Origin of the sequence: Shewanella sp. WE21 (assembly GCF_002966515.1) — a bacterium.
Lineage (GTDB): Bacteria > Pseudomonadota > Gammaproteobacteria > Enterobacterales > Shewanellaceae > Shewanella > Shewanella oncorhynchi.
In genome coordinates, this window is sequence record NZ_CP023019.1 from 4,298,360 (window position 1) to 4,322,547 (window position 24,188).

The 24,188-nt window shown below is 44.4% G+C and carries 21 protein-coding genes; 6 read left to right on the top strand and 15 right to left on the bottom strand.

All coding sequences use genetic code 11. The features are described from left to right. Positions 1-26: 26 nt before the first annotated feature. From CKQ84_RS19215 to CKQ84_RS19245, 7 genes are all read right to left on the bottom strand, one after another. The gene (locus CKQ84_RS19215) at positions 27-890 is read right to left on the bottom strand and encodes an OmpA family protein (RefSeq protein ID WP_028760081.1); all 864 of its coding nucleotides are present in this window, start codon (positions 888-890) and stop codon (positions 27-29) included. Beyond that, positions 890-1,309 carry a DUF4398 domain-containing protein gene (locus tag CKQ84_RS19220; protein WP_105252417.1) on the bottom strand — a complete coding sequence of 140 codons (420 nt, stop codon included), beginning with the start codon at positions 1,307-1,309 and terminating at the stop codon, positions 890-892. The genes CKQ84_RS19215 and CKQ84_RS19220 overlap by 1 nt, the downstream gene beginning before the upstream one ends. 346 nt (positions 1,310-1,655) lie before the next feature. Further along, entirely contained in the window at positions 1,656-1,832 is a 177-nt protein-coding gene (locus CKQ84_RS19225) for a hypothetical protein (RefSeq protein WP_254053137.1), read from the bottom strand. A gap of 376 nt (positions 1,833-2,208) precedes the next feature. Continuing rightward, a complete protein-coding gene (locus CKQ84_RS19230) occupies positions 2,209-2,976 on the bottom strand; it encodes a Crp/Fnr family transcriptional regulator (protein WP_028760079.1) in 768 nt (255 codons plus the stop codon). A gap of 122 nt (positions 2,977-3,098) precedes the next feature. Then, the gene (locus CKQ84_RS19235) at positions 3,099-3,797 is read right to left on the bottom strand and encodes a Crp/Fnr family transcriptional regulator (protein WP_105252418.1); all 699 of its coding nucleotides are present in this window, start codon (positions 3,795-3,797) and stop codon (positions 3,099-3,101) included. Between the two features lie 105 nt (positions 3,798-3,902). Beyond that, positions 3,903-4,244 carry a BON domain-containing protein gene (locus CKQ84_RS19240; protein ID WP_028760077.1) on the bottom strand — a complete coding sequence of 114 codons (342 nt, stop codon included), beginning with the start codon at positions 4,242-4,244 and terminating at the stop codon, positions 3,903-3,905. Between the two features lie 39 nt (positions 4,245-4,283). Beyond that, positions 4,284-4,439 carry a DUF3309 family protein gene (locus CKQ84_RS19245; RefSeq protein WP_197018079.1) on the bottom strand — a complete coding sequence of 52 codons (156 nt, stop codon included), beginning with the start codon at positions 4,437-4,439 and terminating at the stop codon, positions 4,284-4,286. 290 nt (positions 4,440-4,729) lie between these two features. Between CKQ84_RS19245 and CKQ84_RS19250 the strand changes: the two genes are divergently transcribed. Together CKQ84_RS19250 and CKQ84_RS19255 are read left to right on the top strand one after the other, a co-directional pair. Beyond that, entirely contained in the window at positions 4,730-5,149 is a 420-nt protein-coding gene (locus tag CKQ84_RS19250; RefSeq protein ID WP_028760076.1) for a PRC-barrel domain-containing protein, read from the top strand. Positions 5,150-5,658: 509 nt separating this feature from the next. Beyond that, a complete protein-coding gene (locus tag CKQ84_RS19255) occupies positions 5,659-7,638 on the top strand; it encodes a sodium:proton antiporter (RefSeq protein WP_173913199.1) in 1,980 nt (659 codons plus the stop codon). A 112-nt stretch (positions 7,639-7,750) separates the two neighbouring features. On the opposite strand, the gene fadE is transcribed toward CKQ84_RS19255, so the two are convergent. Next, complete coding sequence (gene fadE, locus CKQ84_RS19260; RefSeq protein WP_028760048.1) at positions 7,751-10,198, bottom strand: acyl-CoA dehydrogenase FadE; 2,448 nt, start codon at positions 10,196-10,198, stop codon at positions 7,751-7,753. Positions 10,199-10,441: 243 nt separating this feature from the next. Between fadE and CKQ84_RS19265 the strand changes: the two genes are divergently transcribed. Next, entirely contained in the window at positions 10,442-11,221 is a 780-nt protein-coding gene (locus CKQ84_RS19265) for a class II glutamine amidotransferase (protein WP_105252419.1), read from the top strand. A gap of 321 nt (positions 11,222-11,542) precedes the next feature. Here CKQ84_RS19265 and CKQ84_RS19270 read toward each other — a convergent pair whose 3' ends face one another. Next, positions 11,543-12,334, bottom strand: a complete 792-nt coding sequence (locus tag CKQ84_RS19270; protein WP_105252420.1) for a DUF3108 domain-containing protein — start codon at positions 12,332-12,334, stop codon at positions 11,543-11,545. Positions 12,335-12,549: 215 nt separating this feature from the next. Next, positions 12,550-12,978 (bottom strand): MGMT family protein, encoded by a 429-nt coding sequence (locus CKQ84_RS19275; RefSeq protein WP_105252421.1) that lies wholly within the window; start codon positions 12,976-12,978, stop codon positions 12,550-12,552. A 279-nt stretch (positions 12,979-13,257) separates the two neighbouring features. On the opposite strand from CKQ84_RS19275, the gene def reads away from it, so the two are divergent. The 3 genes from def to CKQ84_RS19290 all read left to right on the top strand — a co-directional run bounded on the left by def (position 13,258) and on the right by CKQ84_RS19290 (position 15,409). Further along, the gene (gene def, locus CKQ84_RS19280) at positions 13,258-13,749 is read left to right on the top strand and encodes a peptide deformylase (protein ID WP_011789520.1); all 492 of its coding nucleotides are present in this window, start codon (positions 13,258-13,260) and stop codon (positions 13,747-13,749) included. A 230-nt stretch (positions 13,750-13,979) separates the two neighbouring features. Further along, positions 13,980-14,825: a rhombotarget lipoprotein gene (gene rhlP / locus CKQ84_RS19285; protein ID WP_105252422.1), complete on the top strand. Its 846-nt coding sequence runs from the start codon at positions 13,980-13,982 to the stop codon at positions 14,823-14,825. Between the two features lie 143 nt (positions 14,826-14,968). Beyond that, on the top strand, positions 14,969-15,409 hold the full coding sequence (locus CKQ84_RS19290; protein WP_105252423.1) for a DUF4274 domain-containing protein: 441 nt from the start codon (positions 14,969-14,971) through the stop codon (positions 15,407-15,409). A gap of 79 nt (positions 15,410-15,488) precedes the next feature. Here CKQ84_RS19290 and CKQ84_RS19295 read toward each other — a convergent pair whose 3' ends face one another. The 5 genes from CKQ84_RS19295 to CKQ84_RS19315 all read right to left on the bottom strand — a co-directional run bounded on the left by CKQ84_RS19295 (position 15,489) and on the right by CKQ84_RS19315 (position 23,768). Beyond that, entirely contained in the window at positions 15,489-15,698 is a 210-nt protein-coding gene (locus CKQ84_RS19295) for a hypothetical protein (RefSeq protein WP_105252424.1), read from the bottom strand. Between the two features lie 185 nt (positions 15,699-15,883). Continuing rightward, the gene (locus CKQ84_RS19300) at positions 15,884-16,267 is read right to left on the bottom strand and encodes a VOC family protein (protein WP_105252425.1); all 384 of its coding nucleotides are present in this window, start codon (positions 16,265-16,267) and stop codon (positions 15,884-15,886) included. Between the two features lie 143 nt (positions 16,268-16,410). Continuing rightward, complete coding sequence (locus CKQ84_RS19305; RefSeq protein ID WP_105252426.1) at positions 16,411-18,582, bottom strand: alpha-amylase family protein; 2,172 nt, start codon at positions 18,580-18,582, stop codon at positions 16,411-16,413. Then, complete coding sequence (locus tag CKQ84_RS19310; RefSeq protein WP_254053138.1) at positions 18,579-20,828, bottom strand: glycoside hydrolase family 13 protein; 2,250 nt, start codon at positions 20,826-20,828, stop codon at positions 18,579-18,581. Before CKQ84_RS19310 ends, CKQ84_RS19305 begins: the two co-directional genes overlap by 4 nt. Before the next feature lie 120 nt (positions 20,829-20,948). Continuing rightward, a complete protein-coding gene (locus CKQ84_RS19315; RefSeq protein WP_105252427.1) occupies positions 20,949-23,768 on the bottom strand; it encodes a TonB-dependent receptor in 2,820 nt (939 codons plus the stop codon). Positions 23,769-24,188: the final 420 nt, after the last annotated feature.

Sequence of the window (24,188 nt, forward strand, 5' to 3'; positions counted from 1 at the left end):
GAAATCTTAATATGATTAAGTGATAGCTACTGTGGAGCCTGTGCGGTGTCGGTGAGGATGACTTCAACCCGACGGTTTTGCTGGCGGCCACTGGCGGACTCATTATTGGCAACAGGTGAGCTTTCACCTTTACCTAGGCTACTGAGCCGATTGGATTGGATCCCTTTTCCTTGTAAAAAATGGCTAACACTATCAGCTCTTTGCTGCGATAAACCCAGATTGTATTGTTCACTGCCTACGCTATCTGTATACCCTTCAATCATGGCACCACGCGCGGGATACTTGTTCAGAAAGTTCGCTAGGTTGGTTAGATGTTGACTGGTCGATGACTTAAGATCCGCTTTGGCAGTGTCAAATAAAACATCACCTAAGGTTACGACCCAACCACGTTCTGACTGACGGGCATTCAGCAATGTGAGCTGGGCTTGCAGTTCGGTCGTTTCCTGACGCGCATCAGCAGCATCAGCACGGGCTAGGCGCGCATCTTGATGGGCTTGATTGGCCTCTGTGGTGCGAGCATCCAATCTGGCGTCATCGCGTTTTTTGGCGAGGACTTTGTGTTGATCTTCGGCAAAGCGGCTCTGCGCTTGAGCTAAGGCAATATTGACTTTCTTATCAGCAACAAACACTAGGTGCTGTGATTGTTGCTCATCTTTTACCGGTTGTTCAGCAGCGCGAACGGCTTCTTCAGCTTGTTTAATGGCAGCAGGGGCTAAAATTGCCAGTTCATTATTCGCTTGCAGTTTATTAAGTTCTGTACGGATATCACCGATGCCTTCAGCTATTTTGGGCGTACTGCTACAAGCTGCTACAGTGGTTAGGAGTAGGCTATATGCCAGTATTTGGCTAAAACGTAAAGGCAGACCCGACGAAGCGATAAGTTTTTTCATTACTGAATTCCTCCTGAACGGCGCAACATTTCTTGCTGCAGTATGCTGATATTGTTTTTCATTTCATTATTGACGCTATTGGCTTGTGCCAGCTCAGCGCGAGCTTGTGCCAATTCGGCCTCAAGGCTCGCCTCTATGGCGTAACGATCGGCGCTGACAGTGTCCATATTGAGTAATGCGCTGCTTGCAGATTGAAGTTTAAGTCTGGCCTGTGCCAGTTCATTTGAGGCATATTGGCCGACTCTTGCTTGCTCTGCGCGGGCAATGGTGTGTTCAGCCCGTTCCATTTCTGCGGTCTTAGTCAATGGCGTTGAACTGCAGCCCACGAGCGCTGTTGCAATACAGCCTGCTAATAAGAAGTGCTTGGCTCGCTGCAGGCCGATTGAATATTGCTGTTGTTGATTTTTATTGATGTTCATTTGAAATTCCTTTCTCGGAAACAGTGCCCCGAGTGTGGTCTTTAGGTTTGTTATTCCACCATGCACAGTTAAATATACTGGTGAATAGCCCCATTTTTGAGTCAGTTAGTATGAGTGAGTGATTTGACGCCACGGAAATTCATGATCTACTCCTCTGGGTTAAAGAGGGCCGACACAGTAAGGGTTGCATCGGCTTGAGCTAAACGCAGTGTGTTACTGCAAGGTTTAGTTTTTGCACTTAATCAATGAAACTTTTCCCTGTTTGTTCGTCACGTTCTAGGCTAACGAGTGATGATTTGGCTCTTTTTCAGTCCAGTTACCTTCCTTGTCGTTTGATTTAAGTTCTTCAACCTCGCTTATTATGTGTGCTTTTACTGGTATCCACGTCTTGTTTAGCTTTATCTGCAACTGTGGTTTTGATCATCTGCCGGTTGCGGGCTACGACGGGAGGATTGGCTTTGTTGGTGTCGGAATTCTGTGCATCGTTATCGATGGATTTATGTTGTTCTTTGATTTTTTTCATATAAACCTCAAGTAACCCGGTGTAGTGCAAGAGTGCATGAACCGTACATTCAGCATGACCTGTTAACTATTGAACGTCTGTGCGTTAGCGCGCATGGGATCTGTAGTGGCAATATTGGCCACGCGGCACGTTTTTTGTTTGCTGAGCGGGCCGATATAATCAATAATAATGCATTGATTACAAAGGTAATGTGTCGGATATTAGGCAGCATCAGTTTGCGCCATGTTGGCGTGTAGGGTTGATGACTGCCTGTTTTGTTTATGCTCTGCAGTACCAGTGTGGTTGTAGTACTGAAGTGGCATATGGGATAACGATAGAATGGCTGTTGTACGAGTGGTCTAGCCATCCGTTATGTGTATTTTTATCCACAGTACGTTTATGTTTGCTGCGCTTGTTGAGGTGGCATCAGCCGTTCTGATTCCTGCTTAACGACTGCGTAACATTCACAACAGGTTTGTTCTAGTAACGCGCGATCGACCACTTCAATATTCCCACGACTGTAATTGATTACCCCCATGCGTTGCAGTTTTCCTGCCGCATCGGTGACACCTTCACGGCGTACGCCGAGCATATTGGCAATCAATTCTTGTGTCATTAACACGCGATCATCGGGCAGTCTATCTATCGAAAGCAGTAACCAACGACACAGTTGCTGTTCAATACTATGGTGTCGATTGCAAACCGCGGTCTGGGCCATTTGGGTCAGTAGCACCTGACTGTAACGTAGTAACAGATGGAGCAGGGCGCCATGACGGTTAAATTCGTCTTTAAGCCGCTGACCAAACAAGCGATAGGCAACGCCAGCACTTTGCACCACAGCGCGACTCGTGGTGCTTTCTCCTCCCATAAACAGTGCAACGCCGACCATACCATCATTGCCAACGACAGCAATTTCAGCGGATGCCCCATTTTCCATCACATATAGCAGCGAAATAATCGAGTCCAGCGGGAAATACACATAACGCTGCTTTGAGCCTGCTTCACAGACTACTTGTCCGAGTTCTAATGGAACCAGTTCCAGATGCGGGAAAATACGTTGTTTGACTTCCTCTGGCAATTCACATAACAACCGATTGGATTCTGGCGGGAAGTGAGTTTCCGGTGGCGGTCGCTCTGATACAGATTTCAGTTTTAGTGTGTCCATTATGATAGCGTGTCCTTGTTTGGTGATGTCGCTAACTCAGGTTACAGCGAGAAACACCTATGCTATGTACGGTAGCGAACATAATGGCAGGTTTTTTGAATCGTCGAGTGGAAAATATGCACTTAAGTGCGCATTGAGTGATAACAACTGCAGCAACGGGCAAGTAGAGCTTGTCGATCAAGAATATGTAATCGTCCACGATTATATGAAATGCTGCCTCGGGTCTGTAAATTGCCTGCGGCCTCGGTAATACTGCTTCGCCTAACACCCAGCATGTCGGCTAAAAATTGATGGGTTAGATATAGCTCATCAGTCTGAATTCGGTCGTGACTCATTAGCAACCAACGTGCTAGCCGAGACTCAATGGAGTGAAAATGGGCACAGACTGCATTTTGTGATAATTGGCATAACAAAGTGTATAGATAAGTCTCTACTATTTGCTTCAGATTGGTATTTTGAGCGAGTAAGCCTTCAAAGGTTTCAATGGGGAGCCGCCAAGCTTGACCAGAACCTTGGATGATCGCCTCTGAAGGCACTTGCCGAGTGCCCAACAAGGTTGTCGCCCCAAGCATACCTTCGTAACCAATCAAACCCATTTCCAATGCAGGATGTTTGGGAAGTTTAGCAATCAAAGAAATAAAAGCCGTTAAGGGAAAATAGACATATTGATATGACTCGCCTGGCTTGCACAGTAAGTCGGCAAAGTTAAGTTGGACTAACTCAGCTTGCGATAATAAATCTGCTTGTTCCACCACTGGCAGATGACGGATTAATCGGTTCTGAATTTGTGGGGCTAATGTGTCTTGGTGTTGAGTGGGCATAGCGGTTCAACCTGTGGTGGCATTGACTTGGCACCAGAAAATCTGCTGCAAAAAAGAAGGGCCGCAGCATCAGAACGGGGCTGCGGAATGATGGAGATTAAATGACTAGTTTTTTAGTTGCGGTGAAGGTGCGCCAGATTTTAGTTGCATATCGTTTTTGACTGAAATGACGCCGGGGACTTTGCTTGTTAGTTTTACCGCAGTATTGATATCTTCACGCGATTTAACAAACCCGCTGAGCTGGACCACGCCTTTAAAGGTTTCAACATTAATCTCGGCCACACTTAAGTTTTTATCACCTAAAATGGCAGCTTTCACTTTGGTGGTGACCACACTGTCGTCTAAATACTCGCCAGTACCTTCTTTGTTGTATGCAGAACTGCAACTGGCCACGGCGACTAAGCCTAGAGCCAGCAGGAAGATACTTAACATTTTAATTGTTCTCATCAGATTATCCTTTTTGATAAAGAGTAAAAATGGGGCGCATTAGCTAACGCGTCCCGTTAACAGCAATATAATCAGCACCAGTAGCACTATGCCTATAAGTCCACCAGGACGATAACCCCAGTTTCGGCTATGGGGCCAAGTGGGGAGCATGCCGAGAAATAACAAAATTAAAATAATCAATAAAATAGTCGCAATTGACATGGCTAATCTTCCTGATACCAGGGCAATTTTGCACTGGGTAACATGAGTCTGTGCCGTAGCAAATGGGATGTCGGTACGCTGGCGCACTTACAGGGATCTGACGAGTCGATGTGTTTATATTCCATTACCTGATAAGCGGTATGCCGAACAGAGCGAGTGATTGTAGAGATGCATACTCTAACTTATGTCCAATGACGGACATGTTCAATTCGAAACCAACGTTTGGTATTTCACTTATTCCGTTGTCCAGTTTCATGGGCTGCGCTAATAAAGAGGTCAACAAAATGAATTATCATGATCGCGATGTTTACGGCATTTACAACAATCCACAGTTCGCTTCTCCATCATTGGCACAAGGACCCGGCCCATATCTGATGGGCGCTGAAACACTGATCGGCAATAATGTTGTTAATAATTCTGGTGAAACCTTAGGGGATATCAAAGAAATTATGCTTGAAGTGGAAACGGGCCACGTCGGGTATGCGGTACTGTCGTTCAGTACTTATTTCGGTTTTGGAGAAAAGCTGTTTGCAGTGCCTTGGAAGATGCTGACACTTAATCATGAGCAAAAATGTTTTGTCATGGACATATCATTAGAGCGACTCAAAACGGCGCCGGGTTTTGACAAAGGCCATTGGCCCAATATGAAAGATGTTGAATGGGAAAACGAACTGCACGATTACTACGGTAGCCGTAGGGATTAATGGTGTTAAGCAGGGGATTTATCCCCTGCGTTATTATTTGGATTCGGTAAATATGTATAAATGTGGTTGTGTCTATCAAGTGAGTAGGGCCCACACGCATTTTAGTTGTTAGGCATTAGCTCATCGTTATAGTTGACACCTAATAACGATAAAAGTTTGAGCTAGCGTATTATCGAAAGTCACCAGCGTGTATTGCTGATCAATGTCTTCGCTTCATCAAATGATTAAAGCCTTGTCGAAAGATAAGGCTTTTTTGTTTTTCTATTTTAAGTTTAAATCCTTATTTAAGGTAAATCTGATGTTTTCGGATTTGTACTACAGCTTATTTTACTTAATGTCGCTAGATTGCTCCGTTTTCTTGATTTTTTCTCCATAGGTGATGAGGGAAGAGTCATATTTAACAGTGGATATATCGAATAGATAATTTCAGCTTACTGTTCATGCTGTTGTCATCTGCGTCATTAAAGCTAAGCTCATTAGTATTTAGCTCAGTTATCTAAAGGATTTATATGGTTGAACACATTACTGGCATGCTAGCGCTAATTGGAGTGCTATCGTTATTTTGTCAATGGCTTGGCTGGAAACTGCGGTTACCAGCGATTTTACCCTTGTTGCTATGTGGGCTCACTTTAGGCCCTGGGCTTGGACTCCTCAATCCTGATGCGATTTTTGGTGATTTGCTTTTTCCTATTATTTCCCTCGGGGTCGCCGTGATTTTATTTGAAGGGGCTTTGACTCTTAACTTCAAAGAAATCAAAGATCATGGTCGTATGGTGACGCATCTTGTGACTATCGGTACCGTGATCACTTGGGCCTGTATCAGTACGGCCACCTTTTATTTACTGGATTTTAGTTGGGAAATTGCATTGCTCTTTGGGGCGCTAGTGGTGGTGACTGGGCCTACGGTTATTGTGCCAATGCTCAGAAGTGTGCGTCCTAAATCCCAGCTGGCGAGTATTTTGCGTTGGGAAGGCATAGTGATTGATCCAATAGGCGCGCTGCTCGCAGTGTTAGTCTTTGAATACATAACCGTTGCTAGCGATCAAACGACGCATGTGCTCTATGCCTTAGGCTCTATGTTGTCCCTCGGATTAGGACTTGGCGCAGTGGCGGGTTATCTAACGGGACAAATCTTAAGACACAACCTATTGCCACACTATCTGCGTAATACCGCCGTTTTGACCTTAATGCTGGGTATCTTTGTCGGCTCGAACCTATTACAAGAAGAATCGGGTTTATTGACTGTGACGGTTATGGGCATTTGGCTTGCGAATATGCGTGGTGTGGATATTGCTGAAATCCTTGAATTTAAAGAAACATTAACCGTACTGTTAATTTCTGCACTGTTTATTTTACTGGCGGCGCGATTAGATTCTAATGCCATGCTCGGCTTAGGTTGGGGTGGACTGGGTGTTTTAGCGGTGACCATGTTATTGGCACGACCGCTGAGTATTTGGGCTTCTGGTATCGGCACATCTCTGTCGAAAGCGGATAAGTGGTTTTTATGCTGGATTGCCCCTCGAGGTATTGTGGCCGCGGCGGTATCTTCGTTATTTGCAATCAAGTTAGAAGCCAACAATGTGCAGGGCGCCGATGCAATTGTACCCTTAGTGTTCTTAATTATTATCGGCACTGTGGTGGTCCAAAGTTTAACGGCGGGACGTTGGGCACGATTTCTTGGAGTTAAAGCCGATTCTGCCCAAGGTTTATTGATCTTTGGTGCCTCAAAATTTTCCAGAGAGTTAGCGAAAATTTTAAAAGCCAAAGATGTCAAAGTGCTACTGGCTGATAATAACTGGGACAACATTAGGCTCGCGCGTATGGATAATATTCCAGTGTATTTTGGTAATCCTGTTTCGGAACATGCTGAAACTTATATGGATTTAACTGGAATTGGCCGCGTGTTGATTATTTCACCTTACCGACAGTTAAACCCGTTAGTGAGCTTTCATTTCCAAGACTTTTTTGGTGCTAAAAAAGTTTTTGGTCTTAATAATACCGAAGTTGGCAGTGCGCGCCACCAGCTCTCTGAAAGTTATAAGCAACGTTTATGTTTGTTTGGTGATGCAGTGTCTTATGCCAAGATAGCCAGCCTAATGGCGAAAGGCGCTCAACTGAAAGTAACGAATTTAACCGAAAACTTCAGCTTTGAACATTTTCGTAAGCGTTACGGTGAGACGGCAATACCACTGGTTTACCTGACAAAAGAAGGTAAGGTCGTCGTTGTTTCGGGTAATGATACCGTATTTCCGAATGGCATTGAGCTTATCAGTCTATTGCCAATTGAAGCTTTAGAAGAAGCCAAAGTGCAGCAAGCGATTGCAGAGCGGGAAGCCCAAGAAAAAGCAGCAGAATCTGCTTTAGCAAAGGCAAAAGCGGAAGAGGAGGCCGAGCGATTAAAGCTTGAAAAGGCTCAAGCTGAGGTGGCTACTGAAGATAATACCGCTGATCCACTACAAGCTGTAGATGAGACCTTAGTAAAGAATTAACCTAGGCTGCTCATTTAAAGCTGCTTAATGACTTGAGTCGTGGATTGGTTATAGGCATTAAAAAAGGAGGCTTATTAGCCTCCTTTTTGTGGTTTAAATCTTACTGAGTGGATTACGCAGCACGTTCCTGTGAAGTGGTTGAAACCACTTCTGGGCGCAGTTCTGCTGGATCAAAGTCATCAACGTTGATTGATTTCATACGACCAATTTCGGCTCTTTCCAGTAATTGCACTTCGGCATCGCTTAACACACCTAAGGCTTTACCTTCTGCGGCAACTTTATCTAACCACATAAATGGTAGACGTTTACCGCTCGCTTTACAGACTTTGTCGTGCAGCGGTTCAGACGCGATGATGTCGAGTAGTGTTTGTTCTTGGATACCCACAGCATTGTGCTCAGAGTTAGTCCAGAACTGGCCTTTACCTAAACGGTTACGGCTTTCACACGGTGTTTGCATGATCTTAGCGACTTTATGATCTAACACATCGCTTGGGCGTTTCAGTGGACGACCGAATGGGAACATCACCACACGTAATGCGCCGCCAAGGCCCATAGGGAAGTTATCCAGTAAATCGTCTAAAGAAGCTTGCAGCTTGTACAGCGCATCTTCAACTGCCCATTGTACTAATGGTAAGTCGTCGGTTTGACGGCCTTCATCTTCATAGCGTTTCAGTGTGGCGGATGCCAGATACAGTTGGCTCAGTAAGTCACCTAAACGGGCAGAGATACGTTCTTTACGTTTAAGGTTGCCGCCCAAGGTTGCCATGGCTAAGTCAGAAAGCAGGGCAAGGTTGGCACTGAAACGGTTCATCTGTTGATAATAACGTTTGGTTTTATCTGAATAAGGCGCGTTAGAGAAACGGCTTGATGTCAGACCTAACCAGAAGCTACGGATGAAGTTACTGGTCGCAAAACCAATGTGACCAAAGATAGCCGCATCAAAGTTAGCTAAACCTTGACCCGATTCAGTATCAAACGCTGACTCCATTTCTGCGAGTACATACGGATGGCAACGAATCGCGCCTTGGCCGTAGATGATCATAGAACGGGTAAGGATGTTTGCACCTTCAACAGTAATTGCGATAGGCGCAGCTTGGTAGCCACGGCCTAAATAGTTATTGGGGCCAAGACACACGCCTTTACCGCCGTGAATATCCATGGCATCGATAACGCATTTCTGCATTCTGTCTGTCAGGTGATATTTCACAATCGCAGAGATAACCGACGGTTTTTCACCTAAGTCGATACCTGTAGTGGTCAAAGTAGTGACCGCATCCATCAGATAAGCGTTACCGCCGATGCGTGCCATTGGCTCTTCGATACCTTCAAGCTTGCCGATAGGCAATTTGAACTGACGACGAATGCGAGCATAAGCCCCTGTTGCTAGTGCCGCGGTTTTCACGCCGCCAGCTGAGTTTGATGGCAGAGTGATACCACGACCCACTGATAAACATTCCACCAGCATGCGCCAACCTTGACCAGCCATTTTCGGGCCGCCAATAATGAAGCTTAATGGCACGAATACTTCGTTGCCGCGAGTCGGACCGTTTTGGAACATGCAGTTGAGCGGGAAGTGACGACGACCTGTTTCTACTCCTTCCACATCGGTAGGGATCAAAGCACAGGTGATGCCGAGTTCTTCTTTATCGCCAAGTAGATGCTCTGGATCGCGCAGTTTAAAGGCTAAGCCTAATACTGTCGCGACAGGGGCTAAAGTGATGTAACGTTTGTTCCAGGTCAGCTTCATCCCCAGAACTTCTTCGCCTTCCCATTGGCCTTTACACACAATACCAAAGTCAGGAATCGAGCCTGCATCGCTACCGGCTTCTGGGCTGGTTAGTGCAAAACAGGGGACTTCTAAGCCTTTGGCTAAACGCGGTAAATAATGGTTTTGTTGCTCTGGCGTGCCGTAATGTTGCAGCAGCTCTCCAGGGCCTAAAGAGTTAGGTACGCCAACAGTTGAAGCCAACTCACTGCTTAACCCCGCCAGTTTTTGTAACACGCGAGATTGGGCATAAGCTGAATATTCTAAACCGCCGTATTTTTTCTTAATGATCATGGCGAAGAAACCGTGATCTTTCAGATATTGCCATACGTCGGCAGGCAGATCGGCAAGTTGATGTGACACTTGGTGTTGATTCACCATGCGGCACACTTCTTCAACAGGGCCATCGAGGAAGGCCTGTTCGTCTGCACTTAAACGCGCAACTGGGTAGTTATGGAGTTTTTTCCAGTTCGGGTTACCCGCAAACAGATCCGCTTCCCACCAAGTGGTGCCGGCTTCAATCGCTTCTTTCTCTGTTGAAGACATTTCGGGCATTATGCCGCGATATACCTTCATCAGTGGACGACTGATCACATTTTGTCTAAATGCACTGATATTTAACGGCAGCGCGATCACGAGGAAAACGATCCAAGAGATAGGGCCGACAACATCGAGTGTCCATCCAGCTGTCATCACAACAGCGGCTGTAATAGTGGCAGTGAGCAAAGATACCCGAAGGTAAGCTAGGGCTCCTAGCACTAAGATCATGGCGATGATCCAAAGTAGGGTAGTCACTGTAATTCTCCTTAAATATGACCGAGTGCCAACCACAGGTCATAGAGTGTTTTATTGATTGCGATCACAATTATAGTTTGTGGTCAGACCTGTGTCGCATAAAAGTTAAACCTAAGAGAATTTTAATACAAGTATTTTTCAAACAATTGTTTAAATTATTTGTCAGCTTTGATCATTCCACAAATGTCATCAACTAGTTACAATGCCAATAAGTAGTTTTTTGATTGATGATAGGCGAGAAATATGTGCGAGTTACTGGCGATGAGCGCCAATGTGCCGACCGATATTGTGTTTAGTTTTACGGGATTAGCACAACGTGGTGGTGTAACCGGTCCCCACGTGGACGGCTGGGGTATTACTTTTTACGAGGGGAAAGGTAGCCGTACTTTTAAAGATGCTTGCCCGAGTAGCGAATCGCATATTGCAAAATTGATCAAATCCTACCCGATTAAAAGTGAAGTGGTGATAAGCCATATTCGCCAAGCGAATCGCGGCTGTGTGTCTTTAGAGAATACTCATCCTTTTACCCGCGAATTATGGGGACGTTATTGGACCTATGCCCATAATGGTCAATTGACGGACTATCTGCCCAAGTTTCATGTCTCGCGCTATCAACCCGTAGGCGATACCGATAGCGAACTTGCTTTCTGCTGGATTTTGGAACAAGTCGCCCAGAAGTTTGGCGGTACTAAACCTGAAGATATGTTGGCAGTTTTCCATTACGTCGCAACGTTGGCCGAGCAAATCCGTGCCTTAGGTGTGTTCAACATGATATTGAGCGATGGCGAGTATTTGATGAGCTATTGCAGTAATAACTTATGTTACATCACTCGCCGCGCGCCGTTTGGTAAAGCGAAACTTATTGATACCGATGTGGTGATTGATTTTGATAAGGAAACTACCGCCCATGATGTGGTGACTGTGATTGCGACTCGCCCATTGACCGAGAATGAACAGTGGCGCGTTATGCAGCCGGGTAACTGGAAGCTGTTCAGATTGGGTGAGCTGTTAATCGATCTCTGATGTGATACCACTGAGCTAAATAATGAGGGCAAGCGGATTTACGGTTGACTTTGTTTTGTTCAGGTCACTTTATTAAAAAGTTCGAGTCAGTATCTAACATACCTTCTAGCAATCAGTGATGAACCATTAGCCATGAACATTAACTGAACTTAGAGGTAGGCCCTAAGTTCAGTTAGATATAGTTCAGTTAAATATAGTTCGGTTAGATATTAGTTCGGTTGGGCTTTATTCGATATGAGTTTGGCTTTAGTTCAGTATTGTGAAGCTAAGGCTTTGTATCATTGGGTTAAGTTTATACATCTTAACTCAATGCCTTACCGATTAACCTTCAGTCGTGCCGAGCAGTTTAGGCACTAGCGGTTTCTCTGCAATGTCTGCAGGTATGGTTTCTTGGTGCGGCACTTCATCGAAGTGATATTTAAGTAACTTAATATCGAGCTGCTTACTGCCTTTTTCAAAGTGAGTTAACCGCACGGGCAAATACGCTAAGTCAGGCGCCATCCAGAAGAAGGTTTGACGTTTTTTATTGTCACGCACGACTTCGATTTTGACTGTGTCGTAACTGCCGCTGTCGATGTTCATTCGTTCTTTACCGATCACATGAAACTTGTATTCATCGACTTCGTTGTCCTTGACCATCTTATAGTCGAGCACTTCTTTGCCCGCCATCATATCTAGCCTAAATTGCAACTGCACCATAAGAGGATCAAAGATTTTATCATCATAGGGAAACTTGCCTTTTTCATCTTTGTAACGGGTATGAATAAAGCCTTGAGCTTTGGCGAATGCGGTTTGCTCCGTGTAATTAGGCCCGACACCTTGGCGTTGTTGTAAGTAACGCAAAGGACTGAGCTGCGTATCATTTTGAGTAAATTCACTCAAGATGTGACGCACATCGGTTAACAATAACAGGCTGAGATCGCTATCAAAACGATACTTAAACACGCCATCTTCGGGATTGGGTAGCGTGTATTTGGCTTTTCCTAATTCAATGTCTCCATAGTTGACTTGGTATTCGGCCGTCTGCGGTGTTAGCGGCGTTGGCGCTGCCATGGCAAACATACTTTGAGTGAGGACGGTAAAACTCACTAATAATGTGGGAATGGTACGCAAAGAATGCTCCTTGGGTCGCAGGTTTTCACCTTGTATCACTACAGAATGGTCGGTAGTGGTTGATAAAAAAGTGTCGAGTAGCATGCTTACTTACACTGTTCTGGGTTAATCAGTTGAGCATAAATCAATTATCGGATCGACTGTAAGCAGGTTATAGCCGAGGACGACGTTTCTGTAAATAGAGATGTAAATAGTTTATGGATCAATATATTAAACTAAAATGGCATTGCCATGACTAAAGTCACCAGATCCGGGCGCCACTCGTATTCAGACAAACTAATTTTGCCGCAGTTCACTGTTATCCCTTCAATTCTTAATAATTCCATCTGTTCTTGAAAGAAGGTTGAATTTTTCTCGAAGGATATTTTGCCTTGACTATTGAGTACCCTATGCCAAGGGAGTGACAAATGTTCGGGAGCTGCTTTCAGCGCTTTTGACACATAACGCGCTCGTCCCGGTAATCCTGCATAATCGGCAATTTTGCCATAACTGCTGACTTTACCCTGCGGGATCATGGCGACGATATGCCAGATTTTCGCCATAGGAGACAAGTCCACCGTTTGGGGCTGTTTTCTCGCTACACTCTGTTTATCTTGTTCAAGGTATTGATAAAGTGGTGATTTGTCTTTAGGGAACGATGCCATTGAATTGTTAACCCTCAGCTTAATGGTATTCACTCACAAAGAATCACGCTCAAAAACTTTTGCTTGATGAGTTCACGCTAGTGTAACGGTAAAGCGTGGCTTAGCGGAAGATGAGAGGGTATTTGGTATTTAAAGGATTAAGCACTTCTCGATATTTTTATCGGCTAGCTCGATTACTAACAAAATATTTAAACTGTTTTTAGCTTAAATATTGTGTAAATGGTCAAATAGTCCATAATAGCGCCAATTTTTTTGACTCGATGAGAGAAGATAACTGGCATGGCTGTACTCGATATTCTAACTATTCCCGATGAGCGTCTTAAACGTAAAGCGCAACCTGTAAAAGATATTGAAGCTGTTCAGGGATTTATCGATGATTTAATCGAAACCATGTATCACACGGACGATGGTATAGGTTTAGCGGCAACTCAAGTCGGCAGTACAGATGCCATTATCGTGATCGATTTATCTGACGGTCGCGACCAGCCTTTAGTGCTGATTAATCCTGAGATTGTTGAAAAGTCAGGTGAGTTCGTCGGTGAAGAAGGTTGTCTGTCTATCCCAGGTTATCGCGCTAAAGTGTCACGTTTTGAAAAGGTCAAAGTGACCGCCTTAGACAGAACGGGCAAGGCTATCGAAATCGAGACCGATGAGTTTTTAGCCATAGTGTTGCAGCACGAAATCGACCATTTGCATGGCAAAGTATTTATCGAACATTTATCCATGCTAAAACAACAAATTGCCCTTAAAAAAGTGCGTAAATACGCTTAACTTTTGACTTAAGTTGTATTTTAGAAGGTGGTTGTACCTATTGACTAGCCGCATTTATAGTGCGGCTTTTTTGTATTTAAAATCTAATCAAAGAAGATTAATGCTGTGATATGTGAACATAACAGCTTGTTTTTACTCTGATGAGTGGATAAGGTAATCCAAAATCTGCATTAGTTGTGGGTTCAGTTTTCATCATTAACAGCAAGTGTATGGATACGGTAGGGAAACAAATGAAACTTAAGGTAATAGCCTGTGGTATAGCCTCATTCGCAATGCTTTCACTGGGTGGTTGTAGTGCATTTTTTAACGGTAATACTACGGAGAAAAATGCAGTATCCAGCAGTTTAGTGGAATATCTGTACCCCGATGAAAAGAGTCGTCAGGCTCAGCAGCCTGCTTTACCTGTGCTGCGTTTACCTATCACTGTTGGCATTGCTTTTTTGCCGTCATCCCATTGGCAAGCCAATGCCATCGATAGTCGTACTCAAGTGGCATTACTTGATAAGGTTAAAAAATCCTTTGTTAAATATGACTATATCGATCGTATCGAAGTGATCCCAAGTACCTATCTTAAAAATGGTAAAGGTTTTGAAACCCTGCAGCAGGTTGCTCGCCTGCATGATGTCGATGTCATGGCATTGGTTTCTTACGATCAATTGATGCAAAGCCACGAGAACAAATCCGCCATTCTTTATTGGACGATTGTGGGCATGTATTTAATCCCCGGTAATGAAAATGCGATTCAAACCTTTGTTGATACCGCCGTTTTCGATATGCGTAGCCAGAAGATGTTATTTAGGGCGCCAGGTATTAATCAGTTAACTGAAAGTTCAACCGCTGTTGGCGTGACGACAACCTTAAGAGAAAAATCCTACGAGGGCTTTGATCTTGCGGTAAACGACATGATAGTCAATTTAGATGACGAGCTTGCCCGTTTTAAAACTCGGGTTAAGGAAGAGCACGTCGCCACCATTGAACATAAACAAGGTTACAGCGGCGGTGGCAGTTTATCTTTATTAATACTTTCACTATTGGGGATTTTTGCGGTGCGCCGTTTTACCATCTGCCGAGAATAGTTGAACCCATTTATCAGTGGTGAGGTGAATGAAAAGGAGTTTCAATGTTTTGGATATTTCTATTTCGGGCTTTGTATTAAGTTCTCATCACTCCTTTATCCTATGTTAAATGGGCTGGTTGAAACATTAAGGACTTAAATATAATGACAGAAATTATTGATAGAATTGTTTATGACATCGAGGATGTTGAAGAGGCGGTAAACCTTGTAAAAACTATCTCGTCAGCACATGAATTGTATGCCTTATTGGACCATTATAATTGGGATGATGGTAATGAGATTCCTATTGCAATTGCGGATCATCCATTATGCGAGTTAGCCATTGTCATAAAGCTATTTTGGCTTGCTGAAGCGATGGATTGGTTAGAAATGAATGAGTTAAATGAATTAATTCCAACAAATGAGGTAATAGAACCTTATCAACAGGAACATTATGATTTCGCGGTCATGCTGACTAAGCGAATTTTAAGCGGTTATTATCAGGTGAAAACAGTCTCTCATACTGAAAAAATAACAAAGACGGCGCAATATTTTCTTAAGAAGCGTGGAGTGCCTGAGATTTTGTATCAACCTATTGTGGTATGAGTGTAGAGGTATACAAGTTGTATTAGCCTCACCATTTATTTTGTAGCTTCTGTCCGTACACATTTCTATAAACCCCAAATCATATCCTTACAAAATACGGCAGTGCGATCAGGGCGATGCCGATGGCGATAAGTAACGCGAGATTGGTGACAAAATAGGGATAAATCATCAGGGTGAGGCCAACGGCTAAAGGGATGGGGGCCGCTTGGCGTTTGCCATAGGTGAAAAAGCCAAGACCAAAGAGGCTAAAGACTAAACTCCATAGTAATAATGCTGGATTATCAAACATCTTGAGTTCCTAAATGGTTAGCCTAGGTAGGCTTTGACCTTATCACAGCGTCAAACTGGTCAATCGATTACTTAAACTATTGGTTAAACGGCTGCGTCGTTTTATTGAGTCTAATGCTGACTATCCCGTAGCGTAATTAAGCTTTATTCATCTTATTGCTGCGATGTTGCCTTATTTTACTCGTGCTATAGCTCATATAACTCTAAGGGTAAGCCGTCGGGATCGCTAAAGAAGGTGAATTTTCTGCCTGTGTATTCGTCAATGCGGACGGGTTCAACGGTAATGTGATGGCTATGAAGATGTTCGATGACGGTTTCAATCGATGCTACGCGAAAGGCGAGATGCCTAAGTCCACAGGCTTCGGGATAGCTTGGTCGTTTGGGTGGATTATCGAATGAAAACAACTCAATTTGACTCTTATCGGCCAGTTGCAAATCAAGTTTATAGGAATTACGTGCTTCCCGGAAATGCTCTGCAAGCACGGTAAGGCCAAGAATGGTTACATAAAAGTGTTTGGACTTTTGATAGTCGCTGCAAATAATCGCTGCATGGTGAATGCCGAGTAACATCGCTTTCCTTTGTGATTTTTAAAGGGTGATCAAATAAGATAGAAAGGTTTGAGAGTATAACGGTTAAAAAAAGATAGCGTCACAGTTTAGCGTGACGCTATCGGTCGATTTCACTTTTTAGCTCACCTAGGCTTTTTGCTCGTTTAATCTTCCAGCTCGAATATGGCTGAAGACAGCGGTGCAAGTTGCATCTGAACTTGTCCTTCACCTTGTTTGACAACCAACTGCGCTTTGTTGTCTTCCAGCAAATCCTTAAGTGGATAGGTCCCATCCGTTAACTGCCATTGGTCGATAAGTGGCTTTGGTAGCTTAAGGGATAATGGCTTTGCTTGAGTTTGATTAAAGTTATTCACAATAATCAGTTTTTGGCCCGTTTTATTGGTCGTATTTTCCTCAAAGCGCACAAAGGCAAAAGTGCTGTCATCATAACCCGTTGCATTGCTATGAGTATCCATTGTGGCGGTTTGTGCGCTGCGGTTGGCGGCATCGAGCGAGTAATATTCTCCTAAGAGCGCAGGTACATTTTTACCTGTGCTTAGGTTCAGTAATTTTTGATAATAAGCCCGCAAAGTGGCTTCCTTTACGGTTGATTGTCCACCATCAAACTTGCCATTGTTCATCCAGCGCTGATGGGCAGGGACGCCAACATAGTCAAAAATACTAGTGCGTAATGCATGACCAAATCCTGGGTTGTCGATGGCGGCTTCTCCCACTTCTTGGCCAAAATACACTAACGTCGGTGAAGTACCTATCGTTGCCGACACCACCATAGCGGGTAGGGCATAGTGTGGATTCACGGCTTGGGTTGCAGTGGGCTTATTTGTGTGTAGCGATGCTAAAAATGCCGCATTACCAATACGTTGCTCGTCGTGGTTTTCTAAAAAGTGCAGCATGTGAGATTCAATATCCTGCACTTTTTCCTGATCTGCCGCGATATTAGCTGTGCTGGTTTTACCCGCCATCACGGCTTTTAGGGTGTCGTAAAGATCGACCTTATCGTACAGATAATCCATTTTGCCAAGTTGGATATAATCTCGATACAGCTTGGGGTTATAGACCTCGGCCAAGATAAAGGCATCGGGATTTGTGTGTTTTATCTGGCTGTTGAGATAGCTCCAAAACTCCACTGGTACCATTTCGGCCATATCATAGCGAAAGCCATCGACCCCTTTTGCTAGCCAGTACTGCGTAATCTGATTGAATTTAATCCAAGAGCTTGGGAGCTCGGCTAAGTGTTGTTGCCAAAAAGCGTAATGCTGCGCCTGCGTTAAAGTGGCGAAATTGGCTGGCAGGCGAGGGAAGTCATAGGTGCCATCGGGGCGTACGCCGTAATTGATTTTAACGGTCTCGTACCAATCATTGGCATCGGGCTTGGCTAAGCGTGAGCCATTACCAGTCCATTTTGCGGGAAATTCGTTGAATTTGCCGTCACTTAAGGGGTGAGCTTCTCCGCCCAATGGTTTAAGCCCTGCGGGTAAGCTTGGCACTTCAAAGGCATGCGCTTTTCCCTTTGCCCCCTCCGAGCCATTATTAACATCAACTTTATCAACGACGTAATAGAAGTTGTTGTTTTTGGCGTATTCCAGACTGGTATCATCATCTTCGCCAAAATCGCGCACGCCTTGGGGTTTACTGACGGATTGGTAATGGCGCGCCACATGGTTTGGCACTATATCGATAATCACCTTTAAGCCGTGGTGATGGGTACGAGCAATGAGCGCTTCGAACTCGGCTAAACGGTTGGCGGGATTGACCGCCAGATCTGGGTTGACGTTATAGTAATCTTTGACTGCATAGGGCGAGCCTGCGCGGCCTTTTACCACATCGGGATCATCAGTACTTACGCCAATCGCGCTGTAATCACCAATCAATGCATGGTGGGGTACGCCTGTGTACCACACATGGGTAACGCCTAGGTCCTTGATGCTATTGAGTGCAATATCATTGATATCATTAAACTTGCCGACGCCATTATCGGCAATCGTGCCCCAAGGTTTGTTGGTTGGATTTTTATTGCCATAAAGGCGAGTAAAGATTTGATACACCACAGGTTTAAGCGTCATAACCTCACTCTCAGACTTTGGCAGTAACTCATTATCAAGCGCCTGCATCGATGTATTTGCATTGGTCGAGACGCTAAAAAGCGAGGCAGTTAATAAAGAGGCACTGAATAGAGCGTTTAAACATAAGCTGAGTGATGACTGTCGGCGCTGCTGGGTTTTTGCCGCTTTGGTTATAAGTAAAGCCACTATGGGAAATTTAGCCTCTTCAGGGCACTGAGTCACTCGGGAATAGATAGGCGATAAAAAGCTCAAGACTGAATTCCTTTTAGGGTTGAGTTTTTGATTGGGTGAGTTGTTTGAGCCTGAGTTAAATCGCTAGCTGAGTAACTCATGTAATTAGAGGTTTGACGGCTAGGTAAGCCAGTATTTAGCTGCGGTCTGGCTTTAAGCTCAAGGATAGTGACACCTGCGTGGGGCAATGCTAGCGCTTGATTGAGTGAAACTGTGTTGCCACTGATGATATCTGTAGCGGCGCGGTTATCGCCAAGTACACTGGCAAAGCGGTTTACATCTAGCGTGACTGCTTTGTCATTTTTATTGTAAATCACCATGACTTTATCGGCCGAGGGCTGAGTGCAGGCATTGTGTTGGATTGGAGAATTGTGTTGAGTTAGTGACTTAAGCTCTTTAGCATTTAGTTCAGCTGATAATGGGTCATTTAATAAGCAGCGAAATTGCACATAGATGCCATCCTGCGGCACAAAGTGCTGTAGATCGCCCGATTGCAGCGCAAGGGATTGTTTACGGTAATTCAGTAGCGTACTGACAAATTGCTGCGCTTGTTGTTGAGGTTCACTCAGTCCTTGGCCGGTAAAGGCGTTAATGGCACTGTTGGCAAAGCCGCCGGGGAAATCACTGCGCACAACACCATCGTGACGACCTTCGGTTGGGCTGGTCATCAAGACTTCAGTGCCGTAAAACAGCTGCGGAATACGTTTGGCGGTCAGCACATAGGTGAGGGCCATCTTGTATAAGTCTATATTTTCTTTCACTAAACTGAAAATCCGATTGGTGTCGTGATTGCCTTCAAATAACACTAGCTGACTGGGTGAGGCATACACAACATCGTTGGCTAACATCTCGTAAAGTGTGATAAAGCCTGTGTCCCACGCCTCTGGCTCATTAAGGCTGGCAATCAATTTTTCATATAGCGGGAAGTCCATCAAACTGGGTAAATCTGAGGTATAGCCATCGGCATTGATTTTGCCCTTTTGCCAATAGGACACTGTGATGGGGTTTGCGGTCCATTCTTCGCCAACAATATTAAAATTTGGGTACTCAGCCATTACGGCCTTAGACCATTTAGCGAGAAACCCTTTGTCGGCGTAGGAGTAAGTATCTTCACGTATCCCCGAAAGTCCGGCGTACTCGACCCACCAAATACTGTTTTGGATAAGATAGGTTGCCAGTTTTGGATTGCTTTGATTTAGATCTGGCATAGTGTCGGTAAACCAGCCGTCGACAAAATCAATATGATCTTGCGCTGCCGCGTAGGGATCTTGCACTGTCGTGCGCCTATGGCTGGTGAAACGGGGGCTGGTAACGCTGGATGTGATAGCGCTGGATTTAGTATCGGCAGACTGAGTCCAATTAGGCTTGGATTTGCGATTATGTAGCTGCATTTTTGTAGCATCGTTCAGCCAGTCTTGGCTAGGTAAATCGTTGAGCCACCAATGGTTAGAGCCGATATGATTCACCACAACATCTTTAATCACCCCTAGGCCAAGCTTGTTAGCCTTAGCGACTAAGGCTTTATAATCCTCGTTGCTGCCAAAGCGGGGATCGACGCGGTATAAATTGGTAATTGAGTAACCGTGGTATGAATACTGGGCTTGATTATTCTCAAGCAGTGGATTGATCCATAACTGAGTCACGCCAAGTTTTGCCAGATAATCTAAGTGCTGGCTGATCCCTGCTATATCGCCGCCATGGCGATCATCGGGATAATAAGGGTTGCTGGAATTGCTAGGAGAGTTAGCCGCGACTTGCTCTAACATATCGGCTTGATTGTCATTACTTGTGTCTCCATTGGCGAATCGGTCCGGCGTGATAAGGTAAATCACATCTTTATTGCTAAATCCTTGGCGCTCACGGCTACCTTTAGCGCGCCCTTGCAACGTATAGGGCAGGCGATAAAGAGGTTTATTGGCTTTTGAAGCCGAGTCAGTGTTGGAAATTATTAGCTCAAAGGTTTGCGGCGCAGCTTGGCTCAGATCTAAATTGATAAACAAATAGTGAGGGTTATCAGTGTGCTCAAGGCTTTTAAGTGTGATGCCTTTTCCTTGTATATCAACCTTAATCTGCTGCGGTAAGCTTGGAAGTTCGCGGCTATACAGCATCAGCTGTAACTCAGGATTTTGCATCTCCGCCCACCAAAACTCAGGTTCAAGCTTAACGTCCGTCGATATATTCGGCTTTAGAGTGTTCGCATGGACAGGATTAAATGAACAGTAAACTACTGATAAATAAAACGCTATTAGCCATTTTTGACGGTTCATAATGTAAGCCTTTTAAAGAGAAATAAGTAAAACGTGCTGGCATGATGAATGTTAGAAATGCTGAAATCTGCATAAGCAAAAGCCTGCTTCTTAATTGAAGCAGGCTTTATTCTGGGTAGCTTATAAAGAGTAACTTAACCCTAGGAAGTATTGTCTACCGAAGTATTGAATTGTTCCTGTTTGATGTTCTTCACCAAAATAGGTTTTGTTCGGCTCATCAGTTAAGTTATTAATTTGGAATAAGAACTTAAGTCCATTTTCCAATGCGTATGAAGCTTGATAATCCACAATTGTTTCGGCATCGAAGAAAGCAAGTTGTGATTCAACTGCCACTTGTTCTGAAACATAACTGCTACGATATCTCATGCTGACGCGAGTATCGAAACCATCCAGAGTATAGAACAAGGTGGTGTTGAGTACGCTTTCTGATAAACCTGGTAATGGAATGGTTAAGTTTGAACCACTTAAATCTGTGGTAAATTCCACTTCACTGTCTGAATACGAGTAGCTGCCAGTGAAGCCAAGACCGCTGAGTGGCGAGGGCAAGAAATCAAATATTTGGGTATAACCTAACTCAACACCACGAATGTAGCCGCCATTGTCGTTGTTGATTGCAGTTTGATATTGACCCAAATTTTTATTAACAGGATAAGTGACGCCATTATCAACTACTGTATCTGGGACAATAAAACCTTCAGATTCAAAATCAAATTCAGTGATAGTGAAATCGTTGATGAAAGACTTGATGTCTTTATAGAACAGAGCTATCACCACGGCGCCTTCACTGTCTTCGAAATAATGCTCGTAAGACAGATCGAATTGATCGGCATAGAAAGGATCAAGCAAAGGGCTGGTGTTACCCCAGGCATTGTATGTCTTATAGCCTTTGTTTTCGTCGGAATACCAGTTACCTCGTCCTGACTTCAGCTTATTGATCGGAGGACGAGCCATCACAGAGGCTGCGGCGAAACGCAGTTGATCATTTGACGTCAAGTGGAAGTTGAGGTTGAGTGATGGTAAGTAGTCTGTGTAGGTCTGACCGATTTCATTGCGGATATAGTCAGTGCTGATAACACCCTTTTCGTCCGCGATAGGCTCGCCCAAACCGAAGCCGATTTGTTGCAGACCTGTGCTGTTCTGATCCGTGTGAACCACTCGCAGCCCTAGGTTACCTGTTACTTTGACATCACCCAGATCAAATTCTAGATTGCCCTGTACATATCCTGCCAGTATATCTTCATTAACGGCACCGCTTTGGATCATGGTCCAGTTATCCGACCAGTTAGCCGTCGGATTAAATGGGCCTTGACCCGTCGCTGCCAATTGATTGTTGACCAGCTCCACAGCCTTGTCGAAATCGATCGATAGGAAGCTGGGGTAGCCTGAAAGTTCACCACCGAAATTGACTACATTTGTCATGTCATCATTTAACACCAACACTGGTTGGTTGGCGGGGTTAGTGTCAAATTCGAAGCCGTAGCCTGCTTGAGAGCGCTGGGCGTTGAATTCACGTTTTGAGTAGCGTGCGCCGAAATCGACAGAACTCAGGAAGGATGAGTCCAGCACATAGTTAAAGTCTAACTTGTAGGCGACAAGATCATTTTGTTGATCGTATGGCCACATACCCACTTCTTTTAAACCCAAGGTCGCGGTATTGGTATAGTCGTTTGAAAAGCTGACATCGGCTGGGCTTAAACCATGTAGTTGATAATTAATTGATTCGGCTGAGCGTACTTCATTACCTATATCATCATATAAAACGGCACGAGTGCCGCCGTTGACGAACTCACCATCGGCTTTTGAATAGCTCACATCACCTGCGACAGTTAATGCGCCGCCATTGTTCCACTCAATATTGACTGAGCCTGATGTCAGTTCTGAATATTTTGAGTCGTTATCATTGATAACAAAAACGGCAAAGTTATCAGTACCATCAGTTGATACCGTTCCGCCTGTCATAGAACCATTTTCGACAACCGCATCACTAATAGTACCGTTTTTTAATGACTTAACGCGAAAGCCTCGGGCAAAGTTTTCGGAAGTGAATTTTGAATGGAATAAATCGCTTTTTACACTGAGATTGTCTGTTGGTTGCCAGTGGATAGCAGCCATATAACCATCACGTGTATCATCACCGCCTTTTTGCTGTAACTCAAAACCTTCACTGATTGATTCGGCAACACCGTCGCCATTGACATCTTTTTTATCGTCGTTGAAACGTAAACCAATGAATTGACTGGCAACATAAGGTTGGTACAAATGGGCATAGCCTAGCGCCACACCGAGTGTATCTTCAAGGAATTTGCCTTGATAGGCAAAGCTAAGACGGTTGCCATATTGATCGGCATCGGAAATCTCATCCGCTCTGTCATTAAAACTGCCGCGAGCATTGATATTAAATGATTGGTCTTTGTCGCTTTTTAAGGGATCTGCGGTTTTTAATTCTACCGTACCGGCGACGCCACCTTCAATCAGCGAGGCTTTTGGTGTTTTATAGACGGCGGCTTGACTAATTAATTCGGATGGATATTGGTCAAACTCAATCGCGCGTTTACCGCCCGTTGTCACTTGTTCGTGTCCATTAAGCGTTGCAAAGACGAAATCACCATCAAGACCTCGAATATTGAGGCCGCTTGCTTGTCCACCAGTGCGCACTGCGGTCACGCCTGGTAAGCGAGTCAGTGCATCAGCGATTGACTGATCGGGAAGGGCGCCAAGATCATCTGCTGAAATCGATTCAGAGACGGTATCTCCAAAGCGTTTATCATTTAGTGATTTGATGACACTGGTTCTAAAGCCTTTAACTTCAATAACCTCAATCGCAGCTTCTTTTGCTTTTGCTTCCTTATCTGTGGTCACTTCATCTGCCGCATAGGAGTGCATACTGGCACCTGCGGCGATGAGCGCTAAGGTTAGCAAACTGGGTTTAAATCGCATCATATCTCTCTTCCCCTTGGAGTCGCTTTATCGCTTTGTAGAGCGTTTTATCGTTATCACCGCGTTATTTTTGCGGCCTTTTTTTGGTATATGGGCGCTTAATTGACTGCATAAGTGCTGCGTTTATGACCAAATTGTTATGCAACGGTGAAGATACTACTCCCGAGTTTCTTAGCTGAACAACAGAGTGCATACGTATTCAATACCTAGCAGAGTTAAGAATAGACTGTGATAGAGGGTGAACTCAGGGAATAAAATGATTTTATTTTGTAATCAAGTGACTGTTACTAAAAAGTAAATTTCATTGTGATGCCATGTGACTATTGGCAGCATCTTCTGCATACGTATGCAGGTGTATTGAACCTTATTTCCCTCTTCACGTATGCTCGGTAACACAAAATAAGCCGCGATGACTTTACTCTG